The following is a 20,169-nucleotide window of genomic DNA, read 5'->3' on the forward strand; positions in this document are numbered from 1 at the left end:
ATGACCAAACACTTTTAGAGATAGACGTGAATTGATTTATAATGTGGGCACGAGCGGGACGCTCGCGCTAGCGGGGGGAAATAGAGATAGACGGTCAAAAAGTAGAAGTAATTTTAAATGAAAGTGAAGAACAGTTAAAGAAAAGTGCGAGCGATATAATTTATCCAACTATTAAAATTAATGGTATTCCCATTGTTAGACTTTTAAAAGGAAATAATGGGAAAATAGCAATTATAGGAAGAAAAATGGATTATGTTAGAAAAGTAGCAAGTGATTTAGAAAAACTAGGAAAAAAAATTGAAATATTTGAAATTGAAACTGCTTTTGAAGGTATAGGTTATAATGATTATCCAAAAATTGAAATTGAGTGGAAACTTATCAAATCAGAATACCCGAATGGGAGAATTCCATATGAGAGAATTAAAACAACTTTATGGTACAAAGAAAATAAAAGATGGGCAAAATGGATAAAAGAACAAGGCTATGAAATATATGATTTAGGAGATAATCCAGGTCAATTTATAAATTCAGAAGATCGCTTAAATGTTCCTGATGCTAGTGCATTTTACGATGTTGAGAAAATTGAAATTTTTAATTTAAAATAATCAAATGAATTCAGTTAAAAAAAAAGATAGATTGTTTAATAGTATTAGAAATTCTTTTAAAAATGGTTCTATTAAATTTGATTTAGAATTTGATTTAGAATTTTTTAATTTAATAGAATATTATAAAGATGAAGACACATTTATGATAAGATATATAAATAGAGTAAATAATAATTTATTTATTCTCATATTCATTCATATGGATTTACTAAATTTTAATATTAGTAAAACAAATTTTGATTATTCATTAAATTTAAGATTAAATAAAAAAAACATCAATTTAATGAACAAGAAAGTTGATTTGATAAATTTAGAGGGAAATAATTTAGATGAGAAAATGAAATATTTAATAGATAATATAATTTCAGATTGTAAAATATTTTTGGATACGCAGAGGCTTACTTAACCCGATAGCGCATATTTACAATTCGTGCCCCCCCGCTCCCGCACGAATCCTTTCATGTGGAATTCGTAAGGGGGTAATGTTAATAGTAATAGATTTATTTTTTAGCCAATGATTAGAGATTATAAATTTTAGAGGCGGTATAGTATTTAGAATGCAGAATATAATAAAGAAACCCGATAACGCGGATTTGCAATCCGTGCCCACAAAGTAGAACAAACAAAACAAATAAGATATAATGTCAACAAAATATAAAGCAACAACAATAGAGAAAGCTTTCTTTAGAACAATAATAACAGTTGGTTGAGTTGAGATTTTTAATAGTTTTTTAAAATAGTACAAAAATAAACTTAAAACATTTAATAAGAGATTATAATAAACATAAAAAAAGCAGATCAAAAGACTAACAAATAAATAAAACATGAAAAAAGTAATAGTAACAGCAGTGGCTGTAGTAATGAGTTTAAGTGCTTTTGCACAAAAAATTAAAATTGATAAAGGAGCCGTTACCCTCGATGGTAAAACGGTTGCGTATGCAGAAGGCAAAAAACCTGTTTTTATTTACACAACTCTCGATAGAAGCTATACCATAATTGCAGAATTAAAAAAAATAGCTGACCCTTCGGCCATTCCATGGATTGAATTAAGAAATGAATCTACAGCTAAGTTCAATGAAATTGCTTTTACGGTAGGTAAGTTTAATCCATTTAACAATGAAAAAAGTTTAATCGCCGCTTTGATAGAGCATGACTTATTAAGTGTAGATGGGCTCAATCAAAGTAATATTGAAAACTTTATTAATGGGGAACCATCTGGTGTTTCAGCAATGCTGTTGGGTAATAAAGCCGCAGCTGATGAATTAAAAGCTGTAGTTGCTGCTTACCAAATACGTATTGATGATAATGGCGTAATCTACAGTGTAAAAGCACAAAATCAAGATCCAAATGATAAAGGTATAGGGTATGTAAAGATGACTTCTCCAGCAACTAATGGGGAGTTAATGTACGAAATAATGGATTTAGATAATTATGTAATTGCGAGATGGTTTGCTAAGGCAGCAATGGTTTCAGGTTATGACAAATTTTTAAATCAAGAGCTAATTACCTATGACAATAAAGTATTCAAAGCTGAATTTGATAACAGAGGCAACCCTACAGGATATAAAATGAGTAAAGATATCACCCCTATGAATATTGTAAAAGTATTGATAGGTAATGGTTATGTTTTAGGGCACCAATACATAAACAAGAAATAATCAATAGGTTAAAAAAAGAGTTCTAGTGGCTGTAATAAAATCGCTATGCATACAATAAAGTAGTAGTGTGTTAGCGTAAAAAAAACAGCATTTGAGCGCTTTGATTTGCTCCTTAAGCTTCGGGGGTATAATCGAAAAGTAAAGCTAAGTTGTACTAATTTATACGATTTAATAGTACTGATTATGCACAAATTTTTTAAAATGGTTTGTGAATCAAGAGTAGTACGTAAAGAAAATTAATTAAAAGTAAATGTGTGGGCTTTTGATTAATTAAACAATAAAATCACACAATAAAACAAATTAAAATTTTAATCATGAAAAACATGAAAACATTCAAAACAACAAAATCAATTATTCTAACAGTCTTAATGGTAGTAGGAACTTTATTTACATCATGTAGTAGTGATGATAATGATCCATCTATCGTAGGAGTTTGGAAAACAACTGCTGGTGTAAGCGAAATTTTTAAAGACGGTGTTTCACAAGGGAAAACAAGTAGAGTTGTAGATGCTAAAAATTATGCGGATTTTACATTTAAGGCTGATGGTACATTTTCTGATTATGAAGTGTCTGAAGATCATGGGGATTCAACAGATCCAGGTACCTACACAATTAAAAGTGATGAATTGTCTTTGGTATATGAAGGGGAAACAGATATTGATAAATTTCAATATACTTTAACAAATAATAATCTAGTTTTGATTTATACTGAGGAGTCTACAGATCAAGGTGTTACTACTAAATATATAACGACTTCTACATTTACTAGACAATAAAAACAGCTTGAGGTTTTATTTGTTAGGTACTATTTAGAAGTGATATAATATGATAGTATACAGGAATATTTATAATCTATTTAAGGCTGTCCTCAGGGACAGTCTTAAAATAGATTAAATAATAATTTAAATAAAAAACAGTAGTAACGGTCTAAATTATATTAATAAGCGTTGTCGTTTATTCATAAAAATTAAAAGTAGTCCAAGAAGAAATTAAATTGAAGAATTATAGCGTGTAATCAATAGCAAACAAATAATTATTTTGTTTGAATGTTTAGTTTAATTGTTATAGCAAGAGCAAATTACTTACGGCAACAAGGCATTCAAAGCTGAATTTGATAATAAACCTAAAGGATATCAAATCAGAAAGATATAACGGTTATGAATATTGTAAGGGTATTAATAGGTACTGGTTATGAATAGAGATCTAAAACAATAAAAAAATATATAACTATCGATTTTAAATTTGTAGTGTTGAAAAAAACAGAATGAAAAAAACTTTACTTGTATTAGTATTAATTGTTTTTACGGCTTGTTATCAGGAGACAACAATAGTTATTGAAGGTGATTTTACAACCTCATTCGTACGTGGGGATGAATCAGTGCCTGTAAACCTATTGATCAGTAATAAAATTACTGGAGCAGATTCCTATCAATGGACCTTTGAAGGAGGTAGTCCAAGCACATCATCTTCTAAAGATCCTGGAGAAATTTTATATGAAAAAGGAGGTACTTATTCTATAAAATTAACAGCGACTAATGTTGATGGCGAAACGAAAGAGTTTACTAAAACAATTGTTGTTAAAGAGGGTATAGATATTCAATTTTCTAATGAAGTGCTAAAAAGTAATTATTCACCGGTTGAAGTTGTAGTAACAAATAATACCGTTGGTGAAGGATTCCTTTACAGCTGGGATTTTGAAGGAGGAACACCTGCACAATTTATAGGTAAAACACCTCCTAATGTTATTTTTACTAGTCCGGGTGACCACAAGATTAGTTTAACAGTATCTGATGGTTTTGAGAACGAAACCCAGATTCAAACTATCAATGTAAACCCCTATTTGGTGAGTATGTTTACATATGAACCAGCAACTGAGGATGATGATTATGAAGCTCCGGTAAAGATAACGTTGACTAATTCATCGATTAGTGCTACACATTATAAATGGACCTTTCAAAACGGATTACCAGTGACCTCTACTGACGAAAATCCTACGGTAGTTTTTACAACTCCTGGAAGCCATGAAATAAGTCTAGAAGCGTTTAATGATAAAACAAGCCAAGTTTTTACCCGCATTGTAGATGTAAAGGCAAATACTAACCTTCGTGTTTTTACAAATATTAAGTTAGGTACAAATGCAGCGCATAATAACAATACTATTGGTGCAATGTTTTCAACAATTACTAGGGAAGTTTATAAAGCTAATGAGATCACAAATGACAATAGTGGTTTGATAGATATTGTATTTCAGGGTCTAAATAGCAATTTCACTTACAACAAATTCATAGCACCTGATCAAGCAAGTAGTAATGGCTTTTTAGCATTGAAAAATGCACAAAGTACGGTGTTTATAAACTCTCAAAGTAGGTGTAATTGTGGTTTAAACTTTACAGAAAGTCAATTTGATGCAATGGTAAGTGACACTCCTTTAAAATCTTTAAATATAGAATATACTGCTGGTGGTTATCAAGAATTTGGTTTAACCTATCCAAGAATTATTTTGTTTAAAACACAAGAAGGTAAAAAAGGGGCTATTAAAATAAAAGATATGGTAAAAAACGGAACCAGTTCTTACATTTTGATCGATATAAAAATACAAAAGCAATAATTTACTAGCAATACATGAAAGGAGGTAGTTTGAAAAGTCTGTTTTGGTTGTTTGTTATTGTATTTTGTAGTATGGCTAAAAAAAGTTATGCTCAAGCTGTAGATCTAGAACATTTTTATGAGCCAAAGTTTAAAGTTACAGGTACGGTTAATGCAAATGGAATGTATTACCACTCTCGTGAACAAAATTCACGTGCCCCTTTTACTTATTTACTTTCAGGAAATATTAATATTAGTGCTTTTAGTTTTAATGTTCCGCTATTTTATAGTGTAACAAATCAAGGAGATAAATTGGGATATACTGCACCATTTGATTTTAATAGGTTAAGCATCATGCCAAAATACAAATGGGTAAAAGCCTATATTGGAAATGCAAGCATGACTTTTTCACCCTATACTTTAAGTGGTTTTCCATTTAAAGGAGTGGGCTTAGAACTTACACCTCAAAGTCCTTTTAAAATAAGTTTAATGGGAGGGCAATTACTAAAAGCTGTTTCTGAGCAAGAAGCATTAGGAGGCCTGCCTGTATACCAACGTTACGGTTATGGAGCTAAAATAGGTTTTGAAAAAGAAAAATATAAAGTAGGATGGATAGGCTTTTATGCCAAGGATAATAGCAATTCTCTTGGATTTTTGAATGAAGATAAAGGAGTTACACCAAAAGAAAATTTTGTAAATAGTTTTGTTTTTAGCAGTTCATTAGTGAAAAATTTGAATTTTAATGTTGAGTATGCACTATCCGTTCTTACAGACGATAGTAGAGCTACAAAAATTTCAGGAGGAGGTTTTAAAGATAAAATATTTGGTACTAAAGAGAGTACCAGTTTTTTAAATGCTTTAAATTTAAATTTTGATTATAGTATCCAAAAAAGTAAGGTAGGAATAACCTATGAGCGAATTGATCCTAATTACAGTACATTGGGAGCATTGTACTTTAACAATGATTTAGAAAATATTGCTTTGCGTTTCTCACGACCTTTTTATCAAAATAAAATTAATGTTTCGAGTAGTTTAGGTTTTCAAAGAGATGATTTATCTAATGCTAAGAAGCAAAATACAAAGCGCGTTGTAGGATCTATAAATATGAATTATGCGGTTAATGATAAAATTAATTTTACTGGTAGCTACTCTAATTTTTCTACTTATACTAATAAAAAGTTAGATCAGTTTGAGTTAATTAATAATCCTAATGTTGTTCCTGCTGATACTTTAAATTACAGGCAATTATCTCAAAATGCAAATATGAACGTTTCTTATATATTTGGACAAAAAAAGAATCAAAACTTAAATTTAAACTATAGTATTGCAGGGCAAGCAAATGAACAAGGTGGAATTATTAGAAGAGGTCAAGCCAGTACAATACAAAACTACAATTTAGCTCATTCTATAAATTTCATGGCTGTCAAAATTAGTTTAAATAGCTCCTTAAATTATACCAATAACCAAGTAGGTATTGCTAATAACTCTTCGGCTGGGGCATCAGTGGGTGCTTCAAAAAAGTTATTAAAAGACCAACTTAATGTAAACTTCGGTTTACTGTATAATAATTCTCAAGGAGATGGAAATTCAAGTTCAGTTTTCGGCCTAAAAGCGAATAGTAGTTATTTACTATTCAAGAAACATAGTTTTAATATGAGTGTTATTTCTTTATTTAGAAGTAGTTCAACTGCTGTAAAAAGTAATGATCTAACGGCTAATTTTAACTATGCTTACACTATCGATAAATTAAAGTTACCCGAGATAAGGCAAAGAGATAAAAAAGAGAAGATAGTAGCAGATCCTATCTTGAAAATCAGTTATCAAGAACACACTTATGAGGGTACTCGTAATGATATTTTAAAACAATTAACAACGTTGCAAGAAGCGTTACGACCTATGCCTAAAGAGGATATTGACGAGCTAGCCCATTTGTTATTATTAACATCTTTAACTCCTGATGATAAAAGTTTCAAAGAAAAGGCAATTATTTACTTAGAAGCATATGATGCAAACAACTCAATTTTAGACAGCTATAATGAATACATTTCTAAAACTTTAAAAAGCTTGCAAAAAGAAATGATTCGCAAAGATGAAATTTTTGAAAACGGGTATGTCATTGCTTTGGGGGCTGTTAACAAACATAAAATGCATGGTGTGGCTGAAAATGATGTAACGAATAAGGTGAGCTATAACTCCTATTTAAAATTAGTGGATAGAAAAAATAAAAAGTTAGCTCCTCTATTAGTACATAGATGGATGTTAAAGGAGCTATCGGGACTTGTAGCAACAAGTGTTGACGAAATTCATTTAAATGAAAATCTTTCCAATTTTAATAAACAAGAATTGAGTACGTTCTTTAAATTGATAAAAGAAAAGAAAACAGATCTTGACATAATTGAAAAATTAAAAATAAAATTAATTCCTTTTTATCATACTCTAGCAACTCAAAATGTTAAGGGTGATGAGGTTGAGTTTAAATTTTTGAGATATAATTAATTAAAAAAGTATAACCTGCAAATTATAATTTAGGGGGTTGCATTCAATAAAATATTTAGAAAAGTTTAGGTTAATGCTAGACTTTGCAAACAATAATGATTTCGCTTATGAAAAAGTTTTCTAGAATACATTTATCAGTATTATTTATCCTTTTTAATGTGGCTTTCTTTTATGGACAGGAGGATACTCCTAAAGAAGTTGGAGTTGCTTCTAGTGCCATTGCAAAGATACAGGCTACTGATCGATGGGTAGATAAGTTTTCGAATCAAGATTTGGTAGAGTTGCCTATTGGAGTTCGCAATACGGTGAATAATATTCAATATTCTATTGGTATTACAAAGGCAACTTTTTCGGCTGAGTATACCACTTTGACAGTTTTTTGCAGGGTAGATATTCCGCAAAAAGATAAAAAGGGACAACCAATGCAATTATTTTTTGGAGCTGATAACATAAAATTATCACATTCAGGGGGTATTATTGGTGAAGCAAAATTGGTTTTATTAGGCAATGTGGATATTCCTTTTAGCGAAAATAAATGGCAATTATCTTTATATGGCGGTTTTGATATGGCTACTGGCAATGTAAGTGATTTGACTTATGTGAAAATTGACTGTGATGGTTTTAAAGAAATGAAGGTCTCGGGTGCAGTTGAGTTTTCTAGAGATTTAATCTTACCAATTGATCCTATAAGTAAAACAGTAAACGAAGGGCAAACGACTATAAGTAAAACATTTTATAATGGTAAAACAAAGCAAATTCCAAATAGAGTAAGAGGAGAATTTAGTTTTACTGCAAGTAGCTGGAATGATATTTTAGTGAATGTAAGTTTACAACCTTTTGTTTTAAAGGACAAACGAAATGGTAAAGATTTTGAAGGAAATTTTCAGTTTTTAGTAAGTAGTGCTGTACTCGATTTAAGTGATTTAAAGAACGATTCTTCGGTAGTTTTTCCGGAATATTATGTTAAAAATGCTCTTTTAGTGCCTAGTGAACAATCATGGAAAGGAGTCTTTGTACAGGCATTTGATGTAGGTTTACCCAAGGAATTTCAAACTACAGATACCGCTTCAAAAAACGAACGACTTCATGTAGGAGCTCAAAATCTTATTATTGATAAATTTGGTGTGTCGGGAACTTTTTATGCTGATAATGTTTTTCCACTAGATAGAGGTATTACTAGTAAAGAGAAAGCTTGGGCTTATTCATTAGATCATATTGACGTGACTATTGCGGCAAATACTTTTGTAAAGGCTAATCTAAGCGGACAAATACTTTTACCTATAAGCAAAGCTGCTCCAGAAAAAAAGGAAACTCCAGCTACATCAACTCCGTCAGGAACACCAGCCGTAGTCAAAACCCCAGAAACAAATAGAGCGGGTTTGTATTACGATGGGTTCATCTCTATGAAAGAACAACAATTAGTTGTTGTGACTAAAGATTCTATTGCATTTGATATCTGGAAAGCAAAAGCATTGTTGCTACCTAATAGTTCAATTGAATTAACATTGACAAATGGGAAATTCTTGCCAAAAGCAAATTTGAATGGTACGATTTCCTTTGGAACTAATAAAGGAGCCACAGATGATAAAGCTGTAGAGGGGAAGCAAACTGTTGATTTTAAGGGAATTTCTTTTGAAAATTTACAATTGCAAACAGTTTCTCCTATTATTTCTGTTCGAAATATGGGTTATAAAGGTACAGTTGCCTTCGGGAATTTTCCAGTTTCGATAGGTAATATTAATGTGGCAATTACCGGAGAAGATTCTCGTATTGATTTTGATTTAGGGATTAACTTAATGGACACTTCGGTAGGAGCAGGCGCAACAGCTCGTATCGGGATAAAAGGGAAAATGTATGATGATGGTTTTAGGCAAAGGAGCAAATATGATGGTTTAGACTTATCAGCTATTGCTATTAATTGTGAGTTTAGTGGGATGAAGATGAAAGGGAACTTAATCTTGATGGAAAAAGATCCCATATATGGTAATGGTTTTAATGCTGATTTGGAAGTTGAAATTTCTTCAACAGTAAAAGTTACATCAAAAGCCATCTTTGGTCGAACTACCTTTAGATATTGGTATTTTGATGCTTCTGTAAAGCTTAGTCCCCCTGCTGGAGCACCATTTATGATCACTGGTTTTGGGGGTGGTGCCTATTACAAAATGCAGAGAAATCCAGATATTGCCATTGGAGATTTTTCTCCATCAGGTTTGAGTTACAGACCTGATGAAAAATCTAGTTTAGGATTGAAAGCTTTAATTTTTTTCAATATTGGTTCAGAAGCAATCTGTGATGGTGAAGCTGGATTTGAAATTGCTTTTAATTCAAAAGGTGGAGTAAACAGATTAGCCATCTTTGGTAAAGCAAATGTGATGGCTACGATACCAGGACTAAAGAATATTGGAAGTTTAATGCAAAAGGTAGTTTCTGATGTAAGTGCGAAAAAGAGTTTTATGGGCGTGAAAGATACTGATTTGGACGGGTCTTTTGCTAGTAAGTACATACCTAAAGCTAAAGAAGCTATTCCTGGAGATTTATCAGCTGCAGTAGGTATTAAATTAGCAGCAGCAATAGAATTTGATTTTCAAAATAATTCGATACATGCCACTACAGATGTTTATATAAATACCCCAGGAAATTTTTTATCAGGAACTGGACCAGGAGGAAGAGCCGTCTGGGGAGTTTTTCATAAAGATCCTCAAGATTGGTATATGTACATGGGAACACCAGAAGACAGATGTGGAATAAAAATAGGAGTTTCAGGAATGTATCGAGAAACCACTTCTTACTTTATGGTTGGTACGTTATTACCTGGAAGTCCACCACCACCAGCAGTTGTCGCAAATATATTAGGAGTTGATGCTAAAGAGTTAAATTACATGCGTGATGAGAACGAATTAGCAAATGGAGGCGGATTTGCATTTGGATCCAGTTTGGATTTTGATACAGGTGATTTAAGTTTTTTACTTTTTTATGCTCGTTTTCAAGCAGGTATGGGGTTTGATATTATGCTAAAAGATTATCAAGAAGCCAGATGTTCAAATACTGGAGATCAAGTGGGTATAAATGGTTGGTATGCTAATGGACAAGCATATGCGTACCTACAAGGAGAATTAGGTATTAGAGTTAAATTATCTTTTTTGAAATTTAAGATTCCAATTATATCAGGTGCTGCAGCCGTTTTATTGCAAGCTAAATTACCAAACCCAGTATGGATGCGTGGGTATGTAGGAGGAAATATGAACGTTTTAGGCGGATTAATAAAGGGTAAATTCCGTTTTAAATTAGAAATTGGAGAAGAGTGTGTATTTGAAAATGCCTCACCTTTAGGAGGACTCAAATTAATCACAGATGTAACTCCAAAACAAAATGCAACTGATACAGATGTTTTTGTAATCCCACAAGCAGCATTTTCTATGAAAGTAAACGAATCATTTATAATACCTGAAGATCAAGGGGATGTTACTTACAAAGTTATTTTAGAACGTTTTAAAGTTTTTGATGGTACAGTTGAAATACCTGGTATTTTAAAATGGAATTTAACTAAAGATAAAGTAAACTTTGTATCAACAGATATTTTACCTCCAAATAAAGAGTTTAAAGTGCAAGTTGAAGTTAGTTTTCAAAAGATGACTAATGGTGTATTTCAACCTATAAAAGTAGATGGGCAAATAGCGAAAGAATTTGAAGAAAGGTCCTTTACTACTGGAGGGGCACCTGCTTATATTCCACTTAGTAATATTCAATACTCCTATCCCGTTGTGGAACAGAAATACTTTTTAGAAGAAGAATATCCAAAAGGTTATATTCAGTTAACGCGTGGTCAAGATTATTTGTTTGATGATACTAATTGGGAAACTAAGATTAAGTTAAATGAAGAAGGTTCTAATAATTCAAAAGAGACTACGTTTAACTACGATAAAAGTTCAAATGAGGTTTATTACAATTTACCAAATATAAGTCAAGAAAAAAAATATGGCTTTACTATTTTTAGTAGTTTAAAACAAATAGCAGAAAATAAAAATAACACAACTACTGCAAAAGTGAACTCAATTACTAACGACGAAAATGATATTCAAATTAAAGAAAATCAGGCAGACGATCTTTCAAAAGAAGACGGAACTATTGAACGATTATCGTATTCATTTAGTACGAGTAGATACAAAACGTTTACATCAAAAATGAATTCGATAAACACTCAAAGTTATAATTTTGGAGTACTGTACTCAGATGTAATTTACCTTACTAATACAATTTCTAGTGAAGAAGCTTTTGATGTGGTAGAACTTCAAGGAGTGACTTACAGTGATAATAAACCTATTGTTACAGCTAAATCAAAATTAAATGATGATTATTATTTAAAAGATATTTATCCTTATTTATATAAAAACTACCCTATAAATAATGTTTATTCTATCAAAGATAGAGATACAGATGAGTTAGGAGTAATTCCATCAAAGGCAATACCTCTAAATGCATATTACATGACAAGTATAGAAAATGATATAAATCAATCTTGGACTAAAAGTAATTTTCCTTTTAAATATAATATGCCTTTGATTTACAAATCGGATTGGGTTGATTTAAATAATCAAATAATTAATGACTATATTAATGGTATTACACAGAGTTATGAAGTAGCTCGATTTTTTCTAAAAAATAACTATCTTTTTATGAGATATGGAGATTATGAAATAACGATGCAGTATCAATTACCAGGAGGTAAAAAGACAACTGATTATAATTATAAGTTTAGGAATAATAATAATTTCAGATAAATTTTAATATTATAAAAATAGCTTTAATCATTTTAAAAAGACAGTTTACTAAATTTGTTTCGTCCTAAATAACAAATACAGATTATTGAATAAAAAATTTTATTAAACACTTGCAAAATATTTTTGCAAGTGTTTTTTATTGGTCATAGATTTGGGTGTAAAACTTTGCAATTTATTGCAGAACTTTAGTAATGCGATAAATCTATATCTTTATGAAATGAGTGCAGTTTTAAGGTAAGGTTCGCATAAACTGATTAGATTATTAAGTCATGTTACTTGGCTTACTAAATATAAGTTTAAAGTTTTAAAAAAAAGTTGTTCAAAAATAATGTCGTGAACTTTTGCTCAAAATGTGTAAGGGAACGGAGTTGAGGTTTTAAATTGTTCTTTCAATTCAGATTATCTTCGCAGTTAAAATACTTAAAAAAAAATGAGTTAAGTTGGTTTTTTTAAAATTTTAGAGAAAGAGCTTTAGTGAGGTTTTAAAGGAAGTTTCCATAGTTCAAGTCAAAATAAAGGAAGGTATTTTGGACAAGTGATTATGGTTTTTTAGAGACAGTAAATAGTAGTGATGTGATGCTCAATGAATATTTAGAGCATTATCGAAGAAAAAATTGCAATTAAAATTTTAATTTTATTCTCGAATAAAAAAGGAGGTACATTCATCTCCTCTCACAAATAAACCTCCGTACTGTAATTGCATAGTTTTATTTCTTTAATAATTGATAAACAAACCTAATACTTGCTAGATTGAATTCTCCTCTAAAAAAAATTAAGACCTTAAATTATCATAGAATCTAATGTTTTTTATCAGGAAAAACATATTCTATTGTTTTTTTTATATTCATTATCGGCGTTTCAAATAAAAAATAATTAGCCTGTTTTATAAACTTTGTGTAATATTTTTTTGTTATAAACTAAAAAGTTTCGTTTGGCGTAACAAGTTGTTGATAAAGTTAAATGATTAAAACTAGATTTTTACTAAAAAATATAATCAATTAGTTTGAAATATTTATTTACTCATATTCCACATGGAACTACCTTTATAGTATCACTTTAGATAACATTTTAATTAATAGTAAATAAAAAAAACCTTGTAAATCAAAGAGTTACAAGTTTTTTTTGTGGAATGAATGGGATTACAATCGAACAACTTATACCTATTTTTACTTTTTTTGAAAATTTAAAATAGTCTAAATATACAAATAACGCCATTGTCTTCCAATGGCGTTATTTGTCTTTCTGTGGAATGAATGGGATTACAATCGAACAACTTATACATATTTTGACTTTTTTTGAAAATTTAAAATAGTTTAAATATAAAAATAACGCCATTGTCTTCCAATGGCGTTATTTGTCTTTCTGTGGAGTCGCCGGGACTTCAAGCGAACACTTGATACCTATTTTGACTTTTTTTGAAAGTCTTGATCATAGAATTTAAACAGTTGACTTCAGGGTTGTGAATTTAGTAACAGCCTTTATTTTTCAATTATTTTTACCGTTTTTTGACAAAAGTCGTATACTGATTAGAACATTATTAATTAGGTAAAATATAATAATTTTTTTGATGTAAATTTTGTTATTAACATTGGCTTTCGGTCTCAATATAATATTCTTGGTCTAAACCTTTTTTTTCTGTATTAATGATTTCCAATAAGTATAAAATTTTTACTTCCTGAATGGTATCTATTTTGAAATTTAGTTTTTGAGTATTAAATCTTTCTCTATTTCCATTTTTACATAAAGCACTTTTAATATTTTCAGGTATGAAAAAGGTAGCCTTTCGTGATAAATGCTTTTTGTATTCATTTAAATAAATTCCAATTCCTGCAAAATCAAAATCTCCAAAATGCAAATAGTTATTAGGTATAGATTTTAGCCATTTTATTAAATCTTTATTCTGATTTTGTGGATAACGCGATACGAATAGTGGATTTAAACCTTCAAATAAGTATTTCTGCTCTTGAATCTGACTGAAGTTTTTAGCATTTTCAATGCCTATAATTGTTATGTTTTTAGGTATTTTAAAAGTTTCATAATCATAAATAAAGATAAAACTACCTAATTTTGGATCTATTATTACGGTCTGATTGTTTAGTTCAGCAATAATTGGATTATAGCAGTTTATCAAAAAGCCTTTGAATACTCTCTCTTTTGAGTTTTTAGAATCGCTAGTAATCTTAACAAAATCGGCACGAGTTGAATTATCATTTTCTAAAGCTTGAATATACTTGTTCAAGTTATTGATTTGTAATTGATTTATTAAATAAAGGTGTAAGTTGTTTTCATTAAATAGCTGTAAAGTTTTTTTATGTTTTCCCTTTCTAAAAATAATATTTTCCCTTACCAAATCATCGATTAACTTACTTTTTGCTGAGCTGTCAGGAATAGTTTCTCCATTGATTAGTTGTACTAATACTTTTGCTATTTTTAAAGTTAAATCCATTAATTAAGAACTTTGGCGTTTACTTTTACTAAACGATTAATTTTAGTGATGTATTTTTTAGCATCCATTGTGGATTGTTCCTTCGCCAATTTATAGGTGTATTTATAATCTGTCGCATTTTGGCTTGTTGGCGAACCATTAATTAAAAGAATGTTTCTTTCATTGGCAAAACGCAAAATTCCTTTCACATTATTAGGATGAAGTCGTCCAATCTCATCCATCATGCAATGCAATTTAAAATCTTTGAATTGTTTGGAGGCACTTTCTTTAAAAACATTCAGCAGTAAAATATTAATCATCGCCTTTACCAAAACATCAGTTCCTTCACTACCAACATTCGAAAGTTTTTCTACCCAACCCGAATCATTGTCATTTTCTACAATTCGGAATTGTAAATCAAAAGATTCTGATAATGTAAGCGTTGAGTTTTTAGATTTTTCTAACTCTTTTACTAATTGTTTTAATAATTCTACCGCTTTCAGATTTTTTGAATTCGTATCTGAACTTGTAAATAAATTAGATTCTCCTAATAATAAACTATTCTCGTCATTGAATTCTTTTATTTGAATGAGTAATTTCACTATTGAGTTTGAACTTTTTTGCGTTCTCATTTCCATTTCTTTAATGGCTTGCACAAAATTTTTGTTCACAAAATCATCATTAATTTTCTTAATAATTTTTTCAATCTCAGCTTCTTTAGAGTTTAGTTCCGTTGTTTCTCGACCTATTAATCGAATAATATTGGCAAATCGTTCGTTAACTCTCTTTTCAAATTCATTAATTTTATCGGCTTCAATAAATTCTTTTAAGTCTGATGCGAAATTTAAAAAATCGGTATCTTCATTTAATTTCACTTTAAAACTAAAAATATTATGCTCCTTAAAGTTTCCATTGAAAGTATTTATCGACTGTTGTAATTCTTTGAATGTTTCAATTCCTTTATAATGCTTGTCGTTTATTTCAGAAATAATGGCAACAGCCGTTTTTGTATCTTCAATTTTGTGTGTTTCATCACTAAAATAAGATTCAAGTCTTGCGAAAGTTTCCGATTTCTTAAACTCTAAAAACTTGTTTTCATCTACTTGAAATTCAGTTATTTTCGATTGAATTTTTTCAACAATTTCTTTTTGATTTTTATATTTCTCTTCTAATTTAATAATTTCAATTTTATGTTCTGTTTCAAAAGCATCTTGCTTAATTTCTAAACTTATTTTATTTGCTTTCAGTTCAGGAATTTTATCAAAAAGTTCTCTTTTGTCTTTTTCATATTCAAAAACAATACGTTCGGTATTTGCAATAAAATCTAGAGATTTTCCTAATTCGGTTAATCTAATATCGATTAAATCAAGTCTTTTTGTATCCGCGCCTTTGTCTTCTAGTTCAGCGTTTTGTTGCTTTTTTAGTTCAAGAATACGAATGTCGGCCTCTTTTTTGTTTGCTAAAATAGCATTTGCAATTGCATCTATTTTAGCACTCTTTATAGTGTTTAGATTAGTTATTTCGGTGTCTCTTTCTTTTTCTTTTAAAGAGATTTTCCGTTCAATTCCTTTTCTGATACTATCTATTTGCTCTTGTGCCTTAATTTTTTGAGAAGCTGTTTTATCCAAATCACTCTCCAAACCTTGCAAAATTGATTCTTTTTGGGATTTAGATTTCTCAATCCACTGATTTAATTCGATTTTATTTTTTGTTATCTTCTCATCCGTTTGGATTATAAGGTATTCATTTTCTGCGATAATTTCTTTAAAGTCTTTTAGCTTTTTTTGGAATTTAGTTTTTAGTTTTAGCAAATTAGACTCCTTGTCCAGAGTAATTTTCTTAATTGTTTTGAGAATTTCCGCAATCTTGCTTCGATGTTTATCAATTTCAAGATGGTATTCTTTTACCGTTTTTATACGGCTATTCAAAGCGTTTAAATTCAATTCTATACCAAAAAAAGTAGTCGATTTGCTGTCGATTAATTTAGGATTTAAGTCCGAGTTAAAAAGCACATTATCCTCATCGATTACTTTTCCGATGTTGTTTTCCCAGTTAGGTATTGTTTCGTTTAACCAACCGTAAAGTGAAGATTTACTTTGCTTAATTTTGTTTTCAATTACCTCAATTTCTTTGGCAATGGTATCACTTTTGTCTTTTTCTTTTTCAATGGAAATAGCACAATTTCTTTCGATTTCATTTGTTTCTAATTCCCATTCTTTTCTAATATTGCCTGATTTGTCTTTTGAATCCGAAACAATAGAATTAGATGACGTCATTTGATTGTCAAGTGTGTTTTTTTCTTCTTTGCACCTTTCAATTTCTGCAACAAAAAACGTCTGATGTTTTAGTTCTGATTTTTTATTTTTAATCCGATTTTCTTCACTTTCAATATTGTTTAATTCGTTCGAAGCTTTTTCTTGTTCCGCTTTATTGTCTTCTTTAATTTGTGTAATCAGAGATTGATACCTGTCATTTAAGGAGAATTTTTCATTTCCAAATTCGCTTTGAATGGTATTAGTTTCTGCATTTTGGTTGTTGGTATATTTCTGATTTTGGTTTTGAACTTGAGAGAGTAATGCGTCATATTTTTGACTGATCGCTCCAAAAGAAGAAGTTAGGATATTTTTTTCTTCACCCAAAGTTTTTTGTTCATTAGTCAATGTGCTTTTTTTTGCTACTTTTTGAATTAAATTAGTAATGTTTTGATTGTTGTATTCTGTTTGTTTATCGCTTGCCTTCGTTAATTCTTTAGTTATATATTTAATCTCGGAAACAATATTTTGTTCTCTTTTTAAATGAAGGTCTTGTATGCTTTCTTTCTTTTTATACATTAAATCTAGTGCGTTCTTTTCAATCAAATAATGAGATGAAAGTACTGGTTTTTGACTTTCAATAAAATACATTCTAGCATTTAAATTTAATGCTAATTCTTTTTTCTCTCTATTCAAATAATTAAAAGTCCTGAATTTGCCAATAACTCTATCTGCTTGATTACGTACAATTATCTGCCCATTTTTATTTTTGTTAAACCATATTTTAATATCGTTAATCTGAGTTTCAAAATCTCGTAAATGACTTTTTGCATAATTTTCAATATCGATTGTAAATTCATCTTCATTTAAAGAATTTATTATCGTGTCTTTAATGAATTTTGCTTCTAAATTTGAATTGAGTAATACGTTTTGGATTGTTCTAGGTATATTTTGATATTGCTTACTTTCGATTAAAGCATATTTCCTGAAATCAGGATTTAGTCCCTTATTGTCGCCATAAATTATTCTGCGAAAATCTTCATAACTTGTAATTAATGCAGTGTAATGAATTTCTTTTCCAAACGCATTTCTTATTTTATCCCAACTTTCAAAGGCTTGATTATTCTTGTCAACAAAATTTTCTCTTTTGTATTCTGAATTAAAAAACCGAAAAGCAACCTTGCCATTTACTTTGTAGGCTAAAACACAAAACGGAACATTATCTTTAATAACTTCATAGATAATGTATGAGTTTTGATACTCAAAATAATAATCATCAAAACCCTTTTTTTCTCTTGGGATGCCCAATTTTGTTTTATTGGCATTGTAAAAAAACAAAATAGCCCGAAGCAAAGTACTTTTTCCTACACCTTGTGTACCGATTAAATGGGTGTTACCATCTAATTCAATTTCTGCATATTTTATGGATGCGCTATTTATAAAAACTATCTTATTAAGGTATCTCATTTTCTATTTCTTCGGGAATATTAATAGTTGTTATAATTTCTTTTAAGTAGTTGAAGGACGTCAAAACTTTGTAGGTTTCAGAAATTTCATTTTCTAAAGTGATAAAATTATCCTTTTCTAATTTTTCAATTATTTTTTTAATTCGGTCATAGTTTTTTTGTTCGCCACTTATTTTTTTAAGATTTTCTAATTTCGTTTTTAAATCAGCATTGTTTTTTAACTGATTTACGATGTCTGCAGGAGAAAATCGAAAGCCAACGTCAAAAGAAGAATCAAAAGTTTTGAAGAAGTCTAGAGTATCAATCCAATTAAATGCTTTTTCAAGTTTTCTGTCTAAATCAACATTATTTTCTAAACGACTAAAATAGAAATATTCGTTTCCTTGCTCTAAAATGTAATTAATTTGGTAGAAATACTCGTATAAATCTGCAAAAGTATCTTGTTCATCGAGCACTTTATAGAGTGTTTGAATGCGATCATTTGGACTGTTGGAACAGATAAATTGACCTTTACGAAGCACGTCAAATATTTCTGAGGTAAATTTTGTAATCATAAGTATTATCTTGAATATACCATTGCGAATTCTATATTATTTGTTTTTTGAAAATCATCTTCTACGACCAATTCTTGCTCATATTGAGAAATAATTTGACAAAAAACAGTCACTCGTTCATCAAAATCTACTTCTTTATGAAAGTCATAATTAAGAATAAAGTTGAATAGATTATCGCTGGTTGCTACAAATTTATTTCTAATTTCTTCTAAATTTATCATTACCTCACTTTCGATGTTACTTTCAAGGTATTCATCAGAAATTCTATCTGCTAATATGGGTTTGTACTGTTTTCTATTTTTATGATTTTTTGCAATCTTCTTAATCGTTTCAAAAGCTTTTTCGTTTTCTCGAAGAAAATCTAATGATAAGTTTAACGGTTCGCTTAATCTAGTTTCAAAAATAATTTGATTTTTAGCGGCAATTATTTGCTTAATATCCGTTTCGGCTTCAATAGTAAAATGATCTTTTAAGTATTTTAATTTTCGCAATTTCTCTAAAAATTTTCCTTGGTGTTTTATTTGATTTAGGTAATCAATGATTTGCTTTTCTATTTCAATCAGGTTATGTGAAGATTCTCCTAATTGATGTTTTAACTCAATAATAATTCTGTTAAGCTCTTCATCTAATGCTCTGTTGAAAAATGTAATTTCATCTTCGTTAATCAGCTTTAAGGTATGATTAATAAGATTTTCGATGATTTTTCTTTTCGTATCAAGATTTTCTAATTTTAATTGTTTGTTTTTATAATTAGCTTCATTTTTAAAAGTATTCTCTATGTTTCGTCTCAAATCTACGACACTCCTAAGGGTAATAATTCCCATTTTTCTGAAGGTCTTTTTTATAAATCGTAGATAACTATATTTTTTGTTCTCGTTGTTTTCGTTTAAAAAGTAATCAATATTTTCTCTGATATTTTTGATATTTTCATCAATATAAGACAAGTTAATTTCCTCATTAACATCCAGAATCTGTTCAAAAAATTCTAAAAATTGGTCGTCAAGTTCTAAAAGTCCTCCATTTTCTCTTACAACTGACCTTTGTATTAAATAATCAATCCGATTTTCGTCATAATCGACCAACGCTAACGCATCACTGTACTTGTAATTAATAGATTTTCTTTTGCTAAACATTTCAGAAATTAGTTTTTCCTCTCTTTTCAAAGCAGAAATTAATTCCTTAATGTCATTGAATGTATTCATCTATCTGATCTTTATTTTACTAATTTGATATATTAATGTAAGAGAATGAGTTAAAATATATTAAATCAAATCATTGTTGTCCGATAAAAAAAGAAGCCAAAAAGATGGCTTCTTTAAATGAATCGTAAATTTGTGTTTCGACATACA

At 29.6% G+C, this 20,169-nt stretch carries 11 protein-coding genes; 7 read left to right on the forward strand and 4 right to left on the reverse strand.

The annotated features are described in order from the left end of the window. Positions 1 to 245: 245 nt before the first annotated feature. The 7 genes from AC4PRO_RS17630 to AC4PRO_RS17660 all read left to right on the forward strand — a co-directional run bounded on the left by AC4PRO_RS17630 (position 246) and on the right by AC4PRO_RS17660 (position 12,123). Complete coding sequence (locus AC4PRO_RS17630; RefSeq protein WP_492118320.1) at positions 246 to 605, forward strand: hypothetical protein; 360 nt, start codon at positions 246 to 248, stop codon at positions 603 to 605. 4 nt (positions 606 to 609) lie between these two features. Continuing rightward, positions 610 to 1,011 carry a hypothetical protein gene (locus tag AC4PRO_RS17635; protein WP_492118321.1) on the forward strand — a complete coding sequence of 134 codons (402 nt, stop codon included), beginning with the start codon at positions 610 to 612 and terminating at the stop codon, positions 1,009 to 1,011. Positions 1,012 to 1,429: 418 nt separating this feature from the next. Further along, the gene (locus AC4PRO_RS17640; RefSeq protein WP_492118322.1) at positions 1,430 to 2,263 is read left to right on the forward strand and encodes a hypothetical protein; all 834 of its coding nucleotides are present in this window, start codon (positions 1,430 to 1,432) and stop codon (positions 2,261 to 2,263) included. 314 nt (positions 2,264 to 2,577) lie between these two features. After that, on the forward strand, positions 2,578 to 3,039 hold the full coding sequence (locus AC4PRO_RS17645) for a lipocalin family protein (RefSeq protein ID WP_492118323.1): 462 nt from the start codon (positions 2,578 to 2,580) through the stop codon (positions 3,037 to 3,039). Between the two features lie 488 nt (positions 3,040 to 3,527). Next, on the forward strand, positions 3,528 to 4,871 hold the full coding sequence (locus AC4PRO_RS17650; RefSeq protein ID WP_492118324.1) for a PKD domain-containing protein: 1,344 nt from the start codon (positions 3,528 to 3,530) through the stop codon (positions 4,869 to 4,871). Positions 4,872 to 4,885: 14 nt separating this feature from the next. Next, complete coding sequence (locus AC4PRO_RS17655; RefSeq protein ID WP_492118325.1) at positions 4,886 to 7,345, forward strand: TonB-dependent receptor; 2,460 nt, start codon at positions 4,886 to 4,888, stop codon at positions 7,343 to 7,345. Between the two features lie 107 nt (positions 7,346 to 7,452). Further along, positions 7,453 to 12,123 (forward strand): hypothetical protein, encoded by a 4,671-nt coding sequence (locus tag AC4PRO_RS17660; RefSeq protein ID WP_492118326.1) that lies wholly within the window; start codon positions 7,453 to 7,455, stop codon positions 12,121 to 12,123. Between the two features lie 1,582 nt (positions 12,124 to 13,705). On the opposite strand, the gene AC4PRO_RS17665 is transcribed toward AC4PRO_RS17660, so the two are convergent. Genes AC4PRO_RS17665 through AC4PRO_RS17680 form a run of 4 tightly spaced genes read right to left on the reverse strand, consistent with a single transcriptional unit; the run spans position 13,706 to position 20,022 of the window. Further along, positions 13,706 to 14,569, reverse strand: coding sequence for a DUF7281 domain-containing protein (locus AC4PRO_RS17665; RefSeq protein WP_492118327.1), 864 nt, complete (start codon positions 14,567 to 14,569; stop codon positions 13,706 to 13,708). Beyond that, complete coding sequence (locus AC4PRO_RS17670; protein ID WP_492118328.1) at positions 14,569 to 18,267, reverse strand: ATP-binding protein; 3,699 nt, start codon at positions 18,265 to 18,267, stop codon at positions 14,569 to 14,571. Before AC4PRO_RS17670 ends, AC4PRO_RS17665 begins: the two co-directional genes overlap by 1 nt. Further along, positions 18,254 to 18,820, reverse strand: coding sequence for a condensin complex protein MksE (locus AC4PRO_RS17675; protein WP_492118329.1), 567 nt, complete (start codon positions 18,818 to 18,820; stop codon positions 18,254 to 18,256). The genes AC4PRO_RS17670 and AC4PRO_RS17675 overlap by 14 nt, the downstream gene beginning before the upstream one ends. Before the next feature lie 5 nt (positions 18,821 to 18,825). After that, the gene (locus AC4PRO_RS17680; RefSeq protein ID WP_492118330.1) at positions 18,826 to 20,022 is read right to left on the reverse strand and encodes a hypothetical protein; all 1,197 of its coding nucleotides are present in this window, start codon (positions 20,020 to 20,022) and stop codon (positions 18,826 to 18,828) included. Positions 20,023 to 20,169: the final 147 nt, after the last annotated feature.

It is taken from the genome of Flavobacterium sp. DW-iso2, assembly GCF_058725285.1.